The 15,106-nt window shown below is 50.0% G+C and carries 12 protein-coding genes; 11 read left to right on the plus strand and 1 reads right to left on the minus strand.

The window, feature by feature from the left end; all coding sequences use genetic code 11:
- The first annotated feature begins 60 nt into the window (after positions 1-60).
- The 4 genes from NSMM_RS15620 to NSMM_RS08380 all read left to right on the plus strand — a co-directional run bounded on the left by NSMM_RS15620 (position 61) and on the right by NSMM_RS08380 (position 5,705).
- A complete protein-coding gene (locus tag NSMM_RS15620) occupies positions 61-201 on the plus strand; it encodes a hypothetical protein (protein ID WP_176753899.1) in 141 nt (46 codons plus the stop codon).
- Positions 198-2,705 carry a glycoside hydrolase family 3 protein gene (locus NSMM_RS08370; RefSeq protein WP_090286503.1) on the plus strand — a complete coding sequence of 836 codons (2,508 nt, stop codon included), beginning with the start codon at positions 198-200 and terminating at the stop codon, positions 2,703-2,705. The genes NSMM_RS15620 and NSMM_RS08370 overlap by 4 nt, the downstream gene beginning before the upstream one ends.
- A 591-nt stretch (positions 2,706-3,296) precedes the next feature.
- Positions 3,297-3,731, plus strand: a complete 435-nt coding sequence (locus tag NSMM_RS08375) for a hypothetical protein (protein WP_090286505.1) — start codon at positions 3,297-3,299, stop codon at positions 3,729-3,731.
- A 333-nt stretch (positions 3,732-4,064) separates the two neighbouring features.
- Positions 4,065-5,705 (plus strand): hypothetical protein, encoded by a 1,641-nt coding sequence (locus tag NSMM_RS08380; RefSeq protein ID WP_245654743.1) that lies wholly within the window; start codon positions 4,065-4,067, stop codon positions 5,703-5,705.
- 170 nt (positions 5,706-5,875) lie between these two features.
- On the opposite strand, the gene NSMM_RS08385 is transcribed toward NSMM_RS08380, so the two are convergent.
- Positions 5,876-7,588 carry a proline--tRNA ligase gene (locus NSMM_RS08385; RefSeq protein ID WP_090286507.1) on the minus strand — a complete coding sequence of 571 codons (1,713 nt, stop codon included), beginning with the start codon at positions 7,586-7,588 and terminating at the stop codon, positions 5,876-5,878.
- A 238-nt stretch (positions 7,589-7,826) separates the two neighbouring features.
- Between NSMM_RS08385 and NSMM_RS08390 the strand changes: the two genes are divergently transcribed.
- From NSMM_RS08390 to cycA, 7 genes are all read left to right on the plus strand, one after another.
- Positions 7,827-8,387 carry an RNA pyrophosphohydrolase gene (locus NSMM_RS08390; protein WP_090286509.1) on the plus strand — a complete coding sequence of 187 codons (561 nt, stop codon included), beginning with the start codon at positions 7,827-7,829 and terminating at the stop codon, positions 8,385-8,387.
- Positions 8,388-8,603: 216 nt separating this feature from the next.
- On the plus strand, positions 8,604-9,596 hold the full coding sequence (locus NSMM_RS08395; RefSeq protein WP_176753900.1) for a cytochrome-c peroxidase: 993 nt from the start codon (positions 8,604-8,606) through the stop codon (positions 9,594-9,596).
- Between the two features lie 122 nt (positions 9,597-9,718).
- Entirely contained in the window at positions 9,719-10,879 is a 1,161-nt protein-coding gene (locus tag NSMM_RS08400) for an HD-GYP domain-containing protein (RefSeq protein ID WP_090286511.1), read from the plus strand.
- Between the two features lie 231 nt (positions 10,880-11,110).
- A complete protein-coding gene (rpsT, locus tag NSMM_RS08405) occupies positions 11,111-11,374 on the plus strand; it encodes a 30S ribosomal protein S20 (protein ID WP_090286513.1) in 264 nt (87 codons plus the stop codon).
- A 63-nt stretch (positions 11,375-11,437) separates the two neighbouring features.
- Positions 11,438-13,156 carry a multiheme c-type cytochrome gene (locus NSMM_RS08410; RefSeq protein ID WP_090286515.1) on the plus strand — a complete coding sequence of 573 codons (1,719 nt, stop codon included), beginning with the start codon at positions 11,438-11,440 and terminating at the stop codon, positions 13,154-13,156.
- On the plus strand, positions 13,153-14,199 hold the full coding sequence (gene haoB, locus NSMM_RS08415; RefSeq protein WP_090285168.1) for a hydroxylamine oxidation protein HaoB: 1,047 nt from the start codon (positions 13,153-13,155) through the stop codon (positions 14,197-14,199). The genes NSMM_RS08410 and haoB overlap by 4 nt, the downstream gene beginning before the upstream one ends.
- A gap of 200 nt (positions 14,200-14,399) precedes the next feature.
- Positions 14,400-15,101 carry a cytochrome c-550 CycA gene (cycA, locus tag NSMM_RS08420; RefSeq protein ID WP_090286517.1) on the plus strand — a complete coding sequence of 234 codons (702 nt, stop codon included), beginning with the start codon at positions 14,400-14,402 and terminating at the stop codon, positions 15,099-15,101.
- Positions 15,102-15,106: the final 5 nt, after the last annotated feature.

The following is a 15,106-nucleotide window of genomic DNA, read 5'->3' on the forward strand; positions in this document are numbered from 1 at the left end:
CAAAACTGGACAGGTCGTTAAGCTTAAGCTCTGATATGGGATAAATAGAGAGACATAATCATGAGAAAAACACATATGCAATATTCAATAGGATTCAAAGCTAAAATAGCCTTGACAGCGATACGTAAAGAAGAGATGGTGCCACACTATGCTAGTTCAGCCTCGCTATTCGAAGCGATCATCATTGGAGAACTGTTATGATCCGTAAGAACTTCCACTTGCATCGGCTCCCGATTGCTGGTGCGTTCGTACTTGGCGTGATTGCTTTGTCAACTACCGCCGTCGCGCAGATCGCCGGCCCCAGCGCGGAACAGCGCGCCGATCAATTGATCGGCGCATTGACGCTGGAGCAGAAGATTCAACAGATCAGCAACCGCGCCGAAGACATAGATCTCCCGTCAGGGACGTATCTCACTCAAGGAGGCGGGACCGTTGAATGCGGCTTTACGCGTTTGGGGAGACACATCACGGGCATTCCCGAACTGGGCATTCCAACTTTCCGCGAGATCAATGGCGGTAACGGTATCCGCGGCGGCGCTTGCACGCCCGAGCCCGTCAGGACGGCCGGGCCATCGATGACGCTGGCCGCGGCCAGTTTCGACCCGGAACGGGTGGAGGGCTGGGGGGAAGTGGTGGGCTCCGAAGCTTTTTCCTTCGCGCACCAGGTGCTGCTGGGGCCGGTCATTAATCTTATGCGCTCGCCGTATGCCGGTCGCGGTCAGGAATCCCCGGGCGAGGATCCTTATCTCGCCGGTACCATCGCCATCGCCCAAATCAAGGGCATCCAGTCGCAGGGCGTTCAGGCACAGCCAAAGCACTTTGCCGGCAATGAACACGAGTTCCAGTTCGAGCGCTGGACCGCAGCCGTGCGTATTCCCAGCCGCGCACTGCATGAACTTTATTTACTTCCCTTCGAGATGGCGGTCAAGGACGCGCAGCCCGCATCGATGATGTGCGCGTTCCCACACCTCAATGGTGCTTACACCTGCGACAACCACGCACTGCTGGTTCAGACCCTGCGCCAGCGCTGGGGCTTTGATGGATGGGTGGAAAGCGACCGGCGTGCGATGCATAGCACTGTGGATGCGCTGCTGGCGGGCGTTGGTTACGAACTCGACTCCGCCCCACTGTTCTATGCCGAAGACAAGGTCATGGCAGCGTTGATGGCGGGTGATATCACCGAGCAGCATATCGACGCGGCACTCAAACCGCGTTACGTCAAAATGTTCGAATTCGGCCAGTTCGAAAATCCTTTCGACCGTATCGTCGACGTCGACCTCGGCGCCAACGCTGCCAAGGCACGTGCGCTCGTGGAAGGGGGCATTACATTGCTCAAGAACGACGACGGCATTTTGCCACTGAAACCCGGCGTCCGGTCGATCGCCTTGATCGGCCACGAGTGGTTTGCCGGTTCGGCCACCATGCCGCCGCGCAACCTCAGCCCGACCGAACTCACCACGGTTGTGGCACCCTACACTGTGACGCCGAAGCAAGGACTCGAAAATACCTTGGCCAAAATCGGTGGGTCCGCCACGGTGACCTACAATGACGGCACCGATATTGCGTCCGCTGTCAGTCTGGCAATGAATTCCGACGTCGTTATCCTCATGGTGGGGACCAATCCGCGCGAGACACGTGATCTGGTGAATCTCACGCTGCCCACACTATGTACCAACAATGGCGGTGGCTCCCCCCCCATCCCAGACCCGTCTGACTCTTCTGACTCCGGTTTGTCCGAACCCGGAGGAATGGCCGTGAAAGTGGCCGGTGAGGTTTGTGTCGAACAGGATCAACTCGTGCGCGAGGTTGCGGCGGCGAACGCTAACAACGTCGTGGTACTGTATTCCGCGGGTGGCGTGATCATGGACTGGCTCAACCTCGTTCCTGCCCTCGTGGCCGCATGGTTTCCGGGTCAGGACGACGGCGACGTAGTTGCCGATATCCTATTTGGGGTCATCAATCCGTCGGGCAAATTGCCCGTAAGCTTTCCGACCAGCGAACACGAGGCGGCCTTCGCTACCGAGATGCAATACCCGGGCACACGCGAGAACAACGGTCTGCCCGGCGGCCCAGGATTTCCGCTCGGCGATGGCAGCCCGCAGCTTGTCAGCCACTATTCCGAAAACCTGGAGATGGGTTATCGCTGGTACGAGGCCAATAACGTCAAACCGGTGTTTGCCTTCGGCCACGGCCTCTCATTCACGACCTTCGAGTACGACAATTTGAGGCTCAAGCGGAGATATCGTCGCGTGTTCGAACAGGTGCCGGTTCCGGGCACCGACAGGGAAAACATTCCACAGCGCTTCTATCGTCGGCTCGTTGAACTCGTACCCGTGCTGACGGTCGAGTACACTCTTACCAACACCGGTTCTGTCGCCGGGGCCGAGGCATCGCAGATTTACCTCGAACTGCCACGGCAGGCAGATCAGCCATCCAAGCGTCTAGTCGGATTCAAGAAGGTGTTCCTCGAGCCCAACGAGAGTGCTCGCATCACCGTTGATATAGACGCCTCCGCTTCCAACCATCCCTTCTCCTCATTCGTGCCGGACGACCCGGACGACCTTGCAGCATGGGCCAAGGGAGAGTGGGTATCGCATGCCGGCATTTACCGGGTGTACGTTGGCGGGTCATCCGCCGAGACACCGCTTGTGCAACGCGTGGGCATGGCCTTCCCGCAAATCAACAATCGCTCGGCGCGTCGGTAGCCGTCCATTGCCCGGTCATCGCGGCACTTTGCGATGACCGGGCTAGATTCCATAAAGAGACGTAACACGACATAGAAAAGTTACCAGACAGTGTCGAAGGAGAGCCGCAAAATGACAACGATCAACAAGATTAAATCGGGGAGGTGCATTTCTGTCAGACAGCAGCTTGCCTGATTAGAAAGATTAAGAGTCAGGTCGCGAAACTAGAAAAATAAAGCATACCACAGGCCATGACAAGACCGCTCCGATTAGAACTTTTGAATGCGCCTGGCCATATCATATCGCTGGAGATCACCGCGCAGCACAAAAACCGAAAAGGGCAATACACTTTTTTCTTGTTTCGCGACCACGATCTAACCGGATTGAGAGTGGAAGACAACGATCAACGGGTCAAAACCTTCGAGCTGTTTAACCAGGACAGGTCCCCGGATATCGCAAAACCGTGTCGAGGCCTGATTTTAGGGAGTTCTCCTTCGCGTCTTTCATTGACCCTGAAACCGATCGGATCACCATTGGTAATCCGGGTCTACAACAGGTCGATGTCAAGCATTACGATGTACGCTGGGAATATTATTTCTCTCCGAAGGAAGTGTGTCTATTGGGGGGTTCTGGGAAACGTTTAATAATCCAATCGAGTTGATTTTATTGCCGGGTACGGTAGGGGTGCGGGTAGCAGATGTTTGCGGGGTTGAGGTGGAACTAATGAAGCATCTGGATTCTATTCATTCTAGTCTGGCGCACATTTTTGTTTCTACCAACTATACCTGGTCAAAATCAGAAATTGAGTTGAAACCAGAGAACCTGATTGTGCAAACCACCAATTTTCGGCCACTCCAAGGTCATTCCCCCTGTACCTTCAATTTTCGGCTAGGTTATGACGATCCAGGCCCAGACAAAGGCGCCATGGCGACGTTGCTTTATAACACTTATGGGAGGTGTATCGCTGAAATTGGTTCACTTGATGCACCGGATAAATTTGATCAGCCGGACACCGTGTCGATTTCGTATTTCGACAACATCTCATGAAAAATCTATCATTTACTTTCAATGCGCACAACGTACTGAACAATCGTGCACGTGTTTTACAGGGAGGTAAACTGACACGTAGTTTTCTTCTAGGAAGGGAATTTAGGATGAGACTAGTTCTGGATTTTTGAGATAAAACCAGCTAAAGTTCAGGATGCCTGCTAGTGTATCATCAGCTCTTATATCGCTAAGGAAACGGGAGGAATATCTGTAACAACTTGTCATAAATATGTCGCGGTTTTGTAAAAAAACAGCTAATAAACTTAAAGTCCATGCTGAAGTCTCACGTAAACGGATCCCAGTAATTTTCTTCCAGTACAGAGGGCAATTGATATGAATCAGTCCAATCCATTTAAACAAAATGCTATTTCCTTGGCAATTTCTTTGGGGATGCTATTTTGTAGCTCAGCAGCGATAGCAAGTGCGCAATTTAATCCTGGTGACAACACCGTTGATATTGCAGCAGTAGATGTGCCAAATGGCAGAACTCACGTTAATGCAGGCACTTTCAGTGTTAAATTAAGTGTGATCGACACTGGCAATGGTAACTTGGAGCTGGAATTGCTGAATGCGGCGTTGATTTCCACGCCCGATTCAGAACGTTCTCATTATGACCCCGTTACCGGGCAGGTATACGTTCCCAACGTGGATATTGGCGGCGTCAAATATAACTCTATTCTGCAACTAATCCCGGGTTCCAATCCGTTACGTTTCCAGGTAAAGCATTATCATGAAGTGGCATTTCGTGGCTGCCCCGTCTTTGCCCAGCCATTCGCTGGAGTTGCGAATGGTTGTGTTATTCGGGGTCAGATTGGACAAGACGCTATGCTGACCAACAATATTATATGGATACTGGATGGCGGAGTCTATGTTGGTGGTGATAATGTCGATAGTGCCACGCTATCCATCGAACCAGGCACGCGGATCGGTGGTCGTTCTGGCTTGGATTTTCTACAGGTGCGCCGTGGTTCTAAAATTCAGGCAATTGGCACACCGCAACATCCGATCGTGATGACTGGGGCAAATGAAGTGCAGCCAGGAGAATGGGGTGGTTTACTGCTGGCTGGCAATGCGCCTGTGAACGGCTGTTCGGAAGGTGTGCCCGTCTGCGAGCAAGTTAATGAAGCGAATATTTTTGAAGCTTTTGGTGGCAATAATCCGACTGACAACAGCGGTGTCCTCAAATATGTCTCCATTCGCTTTGCCGGTTTTAAAACCCGCCCGAATGCAGAGTTAAACTGCTTGACACTGCTGGGTGTTGGTTCAGGAACCATAATTGATTTTGTGCAATGTCACAGAGGGTTGGATGATGGATTCGAAATGTTTGGTGGCACCGTCAATCTAACGCATCTCATTGCTACCGGCAACGATGATGACGGTTTTGACTGGCAGACTGGCTGGAATGGAAAAGCTCAATTTGTTTTAATGGTCGGAGCTTCGGATACCGGTGACGCCGGAATCGAGGCAGACAATAATCAATCTAATAACAACAGCCTGCCACGCTCGCGCGGACAAATTGCCAATTTCACCATGATTGGTTCCCGAACGGGGGCTGGTGGCCACGGAATAGTATTGCGACGTGGTACAGCAGCTAATATTTATAATTCAGTCATCACCGGTTATGGCAAAAGTTGTGTGACCATTGATGACTCTACTACCTTTGAAATTGCAGGGTTTCCAGGTAATTTAAGCGGTGTACTAACAATGGAAAATACTCATGTGGACTGCGGCATAGCATTCAACGATCAGGATGGAGTGCCTTTCAAAGTCAGCGACTGGTTCAATTCTCAACCGGGTAACGTCGTCGGTGATCCACAGTTGAATGGTGTTCTGCCAGCTTTCGGTTCACCACTGACTACCAGTGCACCTCCTTCCACCAATGATCCATTTTTCGTAAAAACAAACTATATTGGCGCCTTCGCGGATGAAAACGATGACTGGACAAAAGGTGGCTGGGCGATCGGTCTGGAATAATTGTAACTTGATGTAACTTCTTGCCGATTCCTTTGGGCCAGAATCGCTTAGTTTGCGATTCTGGCTTTTTTATGTATGCGTCTATAGATGTTTGTTGGGACAGGTTAGTGTAACTGCCCAACCGCACCACTCACCATTACCCGGATCAGGATATATAAAATTTACTACGATCAGTGCCGATTGATTAAACCCACAATGAATAGCAGAGCTTCTGCCAGCGGTAGCAGGCGGGAAGCTTCATCCCGGCGCCCCTGGTATTCCAGTTTATTCTCGCGCAGACCGCGTTCACCGATTACGATACGATGTGGAATGCCGATCAGCTCCTGGTCGGCGAACATAGCTCCGGGCCGCTCTTCCCGATCATCGAGCAGTACTTCGATGCCTGCCATCAGGCAGGATTGATAAAACTTGTCTGCTTCAATTCGAACCAGTTCACTTTTACGATAGTTGACCGGGATGATGGTAAGCTGGAAAGGCGCGATGGTTAGCGGAAAAATAATGCCGCGCTCATCATGGCCCTGCTCAATTGCAGCGGCGACGATGCGTGACACGCCAATACCATAGCAACCCATTTCCATTGGCAGGGAATGCCCGGATTCATCAAGAAAAGTTGCCTTCATTTTTTCCGCATAGCGTGTGCGTAGCTGGAAGACGTGCCCGACCTCAATGCCACGGCAGATTTCCAGCGTTCCTTTGCCATCAGGGGATAGATCGCCGGCTACCACGTTGCGGATATCAAACACTTTGAGTGGTAGCGCCAGATCAGGTCCAAAATTGACTTGTGTGAAGTGATAGCCTTCTTCATTTGCGCCACAGACAAAATTTTGCATTGCCGTTACGGCAGGATCGGCAACAATTTCAACATGGGTTTTAACCGGGCCGAGGTACCCAGGCGGGCAGCCCAGTTCCTCGATAATACGCTCTTCACTGGCAAATTCGAAATCCGCGAGAAAAGGCAGTTTACGCAACTTGATTTCATTGAGCTGATGATCACCGCGCAGCAGCAGTAAATAAAATTTACCGCCAGCAATAACAGCCAGCGATTTGAGCGTTTGCGCCACGGGAATCTTTAAAAATTGCGCAACGTCATCACAGGATTTGCGATCAGGTGTTGCTACTTTTTGTATTTGCCCGGTAGTGACAGGCTGATGAGGTAGCTGCGGAGGGGGTGCGGTTGCTAATTCTATGTTGGCTGCATAGTCAGAATCTGGGCAATAGGCGATTGCGTCTTCACCTGAATCTGCCAGCACATGGTATTCATGCGAAGCGCTGCCACCCATCGCACCCGTATCTGCTGCAACTACCCGGAATTTCAAGCCAAGACGGGTAAAAATCTGATTGTAAGTCGCCTGCATGAGTGCATAGGTCTGTTCGAGGCTGGCAAAATCCGCATGAAAAGAGTAGGCATCTTTCATGATAAATTCACGCGCGCGCATCACGCCAAAACGTGGGCGGATTTCATCGCGAAATTTGGTTTGTATCTGATAAAAATTACGTGGTAATTGGCGATAGCTTTTAATTTCACGGCGTGCAACATCCACAATCACTTCTTCATGGGTTGGTCCGAAACAGAAATCATGTTTGTGTCGGTCTCGTATTTTCAGCATCTGTGGACCAAAAACATCCCAACGTCCACTTTCTTGCCATAGCTCCGCAGGCTGGACTGCTGGCATTAGCATCTCCAGCGCGCCGCTACGATTCATTTCCTCACGAATGATCTGCTCAATCTTGCGCAAAATTCTCAGACCAAGCGGCATCCATGTGTACAAACCGCTGCCTAGTCGCTTGATCAGACCAGCGCGCAACATATATTTGTGGCTGATTAGTTCCGCTTCAGCAGGCGCTTCCTTAAGAGTGGAAAGCAAGAATTGCGAAACGCGCATGATAGGATTCCATTACCATAGTAGAAAGCTGTGATTTTACCGCGAAATAACCCATATCAAAGCGTATTCGTCTGGTTTCTCGAAGTGATTCTGCGATATTACGCTCAATTTCAAGGCTGACGTATGCTTGGCAAAAAGCGGAACGCGGATAGAGAGCAGTAGAATGCAGGGTAATTGATATAATAGTATAAAATCACAGATAAAAATATTATCTGATATAAGATATCGGGTGCACAAAATGATAGACCGTAACGGATATAGAGCAAATGTTGGCATTGTCCTGCTGAATAAGGAAAATCAGGTTTTTTGGGGAAAACGTATCCGGCATGAATCATGGCAATTTCCTCAGGGCGGTATCAAGTCAGGTGAAACGCCGACGCAGGCCATGTATCGCGAGCTGGCGGAGGAAACTGGATTGCAACCGCTGCATGTGGAGGTTCTGGGCAGAACGCGCGAGTGGTTACGGTATGAAGTGCCTTCCTGCTGGACACGTCGGGACTGGCGTACCAATTACAAGGGACAGAAACAGATTTGGTTTCTGTTGCGTTTGTTGGGGCGTGATAGCGATGTGTCACTCCATACCTGCTCCCATCCTGAGTTTGATGCCTGGCGCTGGAATCATTACTGGGTAGAGCTTGATTCCGTGGTCGAATTCAAGCGGCAGGTTTACCGTGAGGCACTGATAGAATTATCACATCTACTGGGAGAGGAGGTTATTCTTGGAAATGATGCGGCCTACAGAAATCATGGCAAGCAGGGCCTTGCTTATTCAGGAAAATCCACTAAAACTAGTAAGTAGGGCGCTTTTAAAAATTCAGAGTTCTGAACAAGACCAGGCGTGAATAAAAAATGCTGACGCAGCATATAATTGGTATGCTGGAAAGCGGCTTTTTTAAGCGGCGTAGCGCATAGTGTCGTGACGAAATGTGGATTTTTAGAGATGCGCCCGCAAGCTTAATTCTTGAAAAGCGTAACTGGCTGTGCCATAACAGCCGATGTAACCAGGAGAGGAATTATGATAAAACAAGTGTTAACTATATCGTTACTTGCAGGTGTAATGTTTGCACCAATTTATGTATTCGCAGCCAACGAACCGATACAGCCCATCAAAGTGGTAGTCCCTGAAAAACCAGAAGTTGCAGAGCTTGGCAAGATGCTGTTTTTTGATCCAAGACTTTCCAGGTCCGGCTTCATTTCCTGTAATTCCTGTCACAATCTGAGCATGGGTGGTACGGATAATATCAAGACTTCAATTGGTCACAAATGGCAGCAGGGTCCAATTAATGCACCAACTGTCCTGAATTCAGGCATGAATCTGGCTCAGTTCTGGGACGGTCGCGCCAAAGATTTGAAAGAGCAAGCGGGTGGGCCGATTGCTAATCCCGGTGAAATGGCGTCCACTCATGAATTAGCTGTGAAAGTGATTGCTTCTATGCCTCAGTATGTGGCTAAATTTAAACAGGCATTTGGAACAGATGCAGTTAATATTGATCGGATTACCACTGCCATTGCTGCATTTGAAGAAACATTGGTAACACCAGGCTCCCGATTTGACCAGTGGCTGGAAGGCGATAAAGGTGTGTTGAATCAGCATGAGATCGAGGGCTATGAATTGTTTAAAAGTAGCGGTTGCACCCAATGTCATAATGGACCAGCAGTTGGCGGAACCTCATATCAAAAAATGGGAGTGGTTCATCCTTATATAACCAGGAATCCAGCAGTGGGGCGCATGGATATAACCGGGAAGGAGCAGGACAAGTACGTATTCAAGGTTCCCACCTTGCGCAATGTTGAACTGACTTATCCCTACTTCCATGACGGAGAAGCAGCTACGTTGGAGAAGGCGGTTGAGGTCATGGGAAAAATTCAGCTTGATCTTGACTTCAACCAGAAGGAAATTGCCAGCATTGTTGCGTTCCTGAAAACCTTGACGGGCAAGCAACCGGAATTCAATTTGCCAATTCTGCCGCCCTCTAATAACGCAACACCTCAGCCACAGCCTTTCTAAGGTAAATTAAAAGCTAGTCGATCCAAAAAGATAACCCGGCCTATATAGGCCGGGTTATCTTTTGCACAAACTCAACTTGCAGTTTTAATTTACCTTGGGACCCTTAGCAATTAAAAAATAATATGCCAGCTCAGCAACAAAATCTGTTTTCACACCAGGATGTGCTCGCTCGACTCCATGAAGATCGACCTCTTTCGGAGAAGCTGTATTTTCTCCACCAGCTGATTCAAGAGGATTTTCCATTCATCAGTCGTTTATCGATTGCTCTGCTGGATCAACAAACCGATGTACTGAAGACCTATACACATAGCACTGCTGGAGAAGCAACGCCATTGGCTGCCTATGAGACTTCATTGGACGATGCGCCGTCTTTGCGTGAAATTATTCAGCAGCGCCGGCCACGTCTGGTGCAGGATCTGGCTATTTTTAACCAAGGGTCACATATCCACACGCAAAAAATAAAGGCAAAAGGCTATCGCTCAAGCTACACCATGCCGCTTTATCAAAGCGGCACGTTTATCGGGTTTCTTTTTTTCAATTCACTGGAGTTGCATCCATTTAATCCGAGTGTTTTGCGTCAGATAGATATTTATGGGCATTTGATCGCATTGATGGCTATCAATGAATTAACTGCCATACGAACATTACTGTCAGCTATCCGGGTGGCACGCAGCATGACCCATTACCGCGATCTTGAAACCGGCTCTCACGTTGATCGTACGGCACATTATGCCAGATTGATTGCGCTTCAGCTGGCAGGTATCTATCAGTTGTCTGATGAACAAATTGAACATATTTTTTTGTTTTCGCCGCTGCATGATATAGGGAAAATTGGCATACCGGATAAAATATTACGTAAACCCGGCAAACTGGATGATGCTGAATTTGCTGTCATGAAAACCCATCCACAGAAAGGTAGAGAAATTATTGATGAAATTCTGCGGGATTTTAATCTGGGTACATTTGGTCATGTACAGATTTTGCGCAATATTGTTGAATATCATCACGAAGCTATGGATGGCAGCGGCTATCCAAGGCAATTGCGCGGTGATGAAATACCCATTGAAGCCCGTATCAGTGCAGTTGCAGATGTATTCGATGCCCTAACTTCCCGGCGCGTCTACAAAGCCGCCTGGTCAAACCAGGAAGCTTTTGCCATGCTTAAACGTCTTGCAGATGACAAGCTGGATCGAGACTGTGTGGAGGCTTTACTCGCTAATGAGGGCAAAGTAAAGAGCATACAGCAGCGTTTTCAGGATAGCGATTATTCGGAAATGCCCTGAATTAGTTAGTTTTTCTTTGGGAGAAAGACTAATAGTTTCTCTGTCGAAAAAAGAGAGGGTAGGCTATTTGGTATGAGTAAATAGTAAGTTGCGGAGCGTAATCAGCTAGCGGATTGCTAATTCCGTGTTACAGCGGGAGACTATTTTTGCATTAAATTTAAAATAAACGTAGAATCACGCGGCATGCAAAATATCAGCAATTGGTAATAAATAAAAGGGTACATAGAAACTATGGCGAATACTGCACAAGCTAAAAAGAGAGCTAGGCAAACGATCAAGCAGCGCGAACGTAATTTTGGTTTGCGTTCTAAACTGAGGACCGCAATCAAGGCTATTAGAACTGCGATTGCTTCAGGTGACAAAAATCAAGCAGAAATCACATTCAGGAAGTCAGTGAGTATCATCGATTCAATTGCAGGAAAGGGAATTCTTCACAAAAATAAGGCTTCAAGACATAAGAGTCGTCTTTCTGGCGCCATCAAAGCTATGGGTTGAAGTTGTGCTGTTTGCAACTGAAAAATAGTATATCTATCATAAATAAGGAATAAGGAGAGAGACATGCATGCCGGATTTTGGCTGAAGGGAGTACTGCTAGCTTGTGGTTTGATGGTAGCTGGTGGGATACAGGCGAACATATCGTCGGTACCGGACGTAACGTATGAAGCACTGGGTCTGGATCGGAGCAAGGCGACGCCGAAGGAGACACATGAAGCGTTAGTCAAGCGTTACAAGGATCCTGCACAAGGGGCGGGCAAAGGCACGATGGGGGAATACTGGGAACCGATTCCGTACAGCATGTACCTGGATCCGGCCACGTTTTACAAACCACCTACCTCGATGCGTGACAAAGCCAGCCGCAAGGAATGCGTAGAATGTCACACGGATGAGTCGCCGGTATGGGTACAGGCCTGGAAGCGCAGCACGCATGCCAACCTTGACAAGGTTCGCAAATTGCAACCCAGTGATCCGACCTACTACAAGAAAGCCAAGCTGGAAGAAGTCGAAGCCAACCTGCGTTCGATAGGCAAATTAGGCGAAAAAGAGCCTTTGAAAGAAGTGGGCTGTATTGACTGTCACGTATCGATCAATGCGGACTCTAAGCAAAAGATTGATCACAGCAAAGACCTGGTTATGCCAACGGCGGACGTTTGTGGAACCTGTCACCTGCGTGAATTTGCCGAACGGGAATCCGAACGTGACACCATGATCTGGCCGAATGGCCAATGGCCGGATGGTCGTCCGTCCCATGCGCTGGATTACAGCGCCAACGTTGAGACCACTGTCTGGGCCGCGATGCCGCAACGGGAAGTTGCAGAAGGTTGCACCATGTGTCATACCAACCAGAACAAATGTGACTCCTGCCACACTAGACATGAATTCTCTGCGGCGGAATCGCGTAAACCAGAAGCGTGCGCCACCTGCCACAGCGGGGTAGACCACAACAACTGGGAAACTTATTCGATGTCCAAGCACGGCAAGATGGTTGCCATGCTGGGAGACAAATGGAACTGGGAAGCGCCGCTGAAAGATGCCTACGCGGTAGGTGGACAGAACGCGCCGACCTGTGCGGGTTGCCATTTTGAATATGAAGGCGAATATACCCACAACATCACACGTAAAATCCGCTGGGCGAACTACCCGTTTGTTCCGGGCATAGCAGAAAACATCACCAGCGACTGGTCGGAAGCACGGCTTGACTCCTGGGTGGTTACCTGCACCCAGTGTCACTCTGAACGCTTTGCCCGTTCCTACCTTGAGCTGATGGACAAAGGTACGCTGGAAGGACTGGCCAAATATCAGGAAGCGCATGAACTGGTTGAAAAACTGTACAAGACGGGCAACCTGACGGGACAGAAAACCAACCGTCCTGCGCCACCGGAACCAGAGAAGCCTGGTTTCCACATTTTCACCCAGCTCTTCTGGTCGAAAGGCAACAATCCCGCCTCGATCGAACTGAAAGTACTGGAAATGGCTGAAAATGACCTGGCGAAAATGCACGTAGGCCTGGCCCACACCAACCCGGGTGGCTGGACATATACCGAAGGTTGGGGACCGATCAACCGTGCCTATGTTGAAATTCAGGACGAACATACCAAAATGCAGGCAATGGCTGCCCTGCAAGAACGTGTGAACAAACTGGACGGCAAGAAAACCAGCCTGCTGGACATCACCACCCCTGAGGAAAAAATCTCCTTGGGCGGACTGGGCGGTGGCCTATTGCTCGCGGGCACACTGGCCTTGATTGGCTGGCGTAGTCGCAAGCGGAAACAGGCTTGAGTGAGCCACTGACGACCGGCCGGCCCGCGCAAGCGGGCTGGCTGGACAAAGTCCTCCCGTTACTTGGCATCCTGCTGGTAACGGGAGGTTTTGTTTTGCTCATCTGGTTTGCCTGGCTATGGTTCACCCCTGGGACCGCCCCGTATCGCTATCAATTACTGGAGACGGGTGATAGCAGCAAATTTCCGCAACTGGAGCTGAGCGCATGGCCGGACCTGACCATTGATCAGTATGAAGTGTATGTACCAGAGATAGACCAGGTCGTTGCTCACGCCTATTTTGGACGGCGTGCACAACATTCCCCGGTACTGCTCGACTGGGAAAACCTGACCAGCGAACCGCTGTTAATACTCGATCGCAAGCCTGCCGAGCTGAGTACACTGGCAGCCGCCATCGACAAACATGCTGCAGCAGACGCCCTGATTCTGGCATGGTGGGACACCTCTGCGCAACTGGCCTTATTGACTGGACGCAACGTTTTATTCCGCAGTCCACTGCATGAACCCCTCATCATTCCGGACAGCTGGCAGGCACAACGTACTGCCATTCTTGCCTACGAGAGCGAACAGGTTGCGACCGCAGTAAGCGATGAGGAGCGCACCCGGTTCCAGCATTTCACTCATGCGCTGACAGAGCCACTTGAAGCGGGGCTGGCCGAATTGCGCAAACTATCCGATCCCAACCGCGAAACCTACCTGGTTGTACACGTCACCGACCTGTACAAGCTGGGACTGCTGTACCCGGACAAACTGGGAGTGGCCTATAAAAACTACCGCATGACCGGTAACATACATGGCATGATCAGCCACCTCAAAACCGAAATGGGCCGGCGTGGCTACACTACCTACACCCTGCAGTCACTGTCAGACGAACTGATTCGTGCCTTCTTCCTGACTGACGAGGCGAGCTATCAGACCCTGCTGGCACCGCTGTTGCCACTAACGGACCGCCCAGCGCCGCTGGAGCTTGACGCCCTGCAACTGATCTACCAGCAAGGCGGGTATTGGGTATACAAACTACCGACAGAACAACCATCCAGCTAGCGTGACGAATGAACACTAAATCTTGCGGGATACCTGCTTGCAATGATTTACAGTCTGTCGTGATCGGGTACAATACGGGCAGCGAGCGAATCGCAAGGCATTTTGATAAAATCAGAGCGGTTGCAAGGCAAACGAGCACATAAATAACCGGCAACCAGCTGGCTGACTCGAACAACCGTCCACCAACAAAAGGAGAAGCAATGAAACTCATCACTCTCGCCCAACTGCTGGTTGTGGCGCTTTTTACGCTAATGACTGGCAATCTCATGGCAGCAGAAGCACCATTTGAAGGCCGCAAGAAATGCAGCTCATGCCACAAGGCACAAGCCAAATCCTGGAGCAAAACTGCGCATGCCAAAGCGATGAAATCGCTCGAGCCTAACGCCAAAAAAGAAGCCAAGATCAAAGCCAAACTTGACCCGGCCAAAGACTACACCCAGGACAAGGACTGTGTGGGTTGTCATGTGGACGGTTTTAACAAAAAAGGCGGTTACAGCATTGATTCTCCGAAAAAAGTACTGGCTGCAGTAGGTTGTGAATCCTGCCATGGAGCGGGGCGGCAGTATCGAGGTGATCATCGCAAGGCGGGGCAGGCCTTTGAGAAATCCGGCAAAACCACCTCACGTAAAGTACCGGCAGATAAAGGACAGGACTTCCACTTTGAAGAAAGCTGCAATGCCTGCCACCTGAATTATGAAGGATCACCGTGGAAGGGTGCCAAACCTCCTTACACCCCGTTCACTCCGGACGTGGATGAAAAATACACCTTCAAGTTCGATGAAATGGTCAAGGACGAAAAAGCCATGCATGAACATTACAAATTAGATGGTGTCTATACTGGAGAGCCTAAATTCAAATATCACGACGAGTTTCAGGCCAGCGCTAAAGAAACCAATAACTAATCAGG

This window comes from Nitrosomonas mobilis, assembly GCF_900103035.1.
Classification (GTDB): Bacteria; Pseudomonadota; Gammaproteobacteria; order Burkholderiales; family Nitrosomonadaceae; genus Nitrosomonas; species Nitrosomonas mobilis.

Excerpts from the sequence above, each read along its gene's own strand:
- NSMM_RS08390 (WP_090286509.1), top strand. The coding sequence starts at position 7,827 with ATGATAGACCGTAACGGATATAGAGCAAATGTTGGCATTGTCCTGCTG.
- NSMM_RS08380 (WP_245654743.1), top strand. The coding sequence starts at position 4,065 with ATGAATCAGTCCAATCCATTTAAACAAAATGCTATTTCCTTGGCAATT.
- cycA (WP_090286517.1), top strand. The coding sequence starts at position 14,400 with ATGAAACTCATCACTCTCGCCCAACTGCTGGTTGTGGCGCTTTTTACG.
- NSMM_RS08370 (WP_090286503.1), top strand. The coding sequence starts at position 198 with ATGATCCGTAAGAACTTCCACTTGCATCGGCTCCCGATTGCTGGTGCG.
- rpsT (WP_090286513.1), top strand. The coding sequence starts at position 11,111 with ATGGCGAATACTGCACAAGCTAAAAAGAGAGCTAGGCAAACGATCAAG.
- NSMM_RS15620 (WP_176753899.1), top strand. The coding sequence starts at position 61 with ATGAGAAAAACACATATGCAATATTCAATAGGATTCAAAGCTAAAATA.
- NSMM_RS08410 (WP_090286515.1), top strand. The coding sequence starts at position 11,438 with ATGCATGCCGGATTTTGGCTGAAGGGAGTACTGCTAGCTTGTGGTTTG.
- NSMM_RS08395 (WP_176753900.1), top strand. The coding sequence starts at position 8,604 with ATGATAAAACAAGTGTTAACTATATCGTTACTTGCAGGTGTAATGTTT.
- NSMM_RS08385 (WP_090286507.1), bottom strand. The coding sequence starts at position 7,588 with ATGCGCGTTTCGCAATTCTTGCTTTCCACTCTTAAGGAAGCGCCTGCT.
- NSMM_RS08400 (WP_090286511.1), top strand. The coding sequence starts at position 9,719 with ATGCCAGCTCAGCAACAAAATCTGTTTTCACACCAGGATGTGCTCGCT.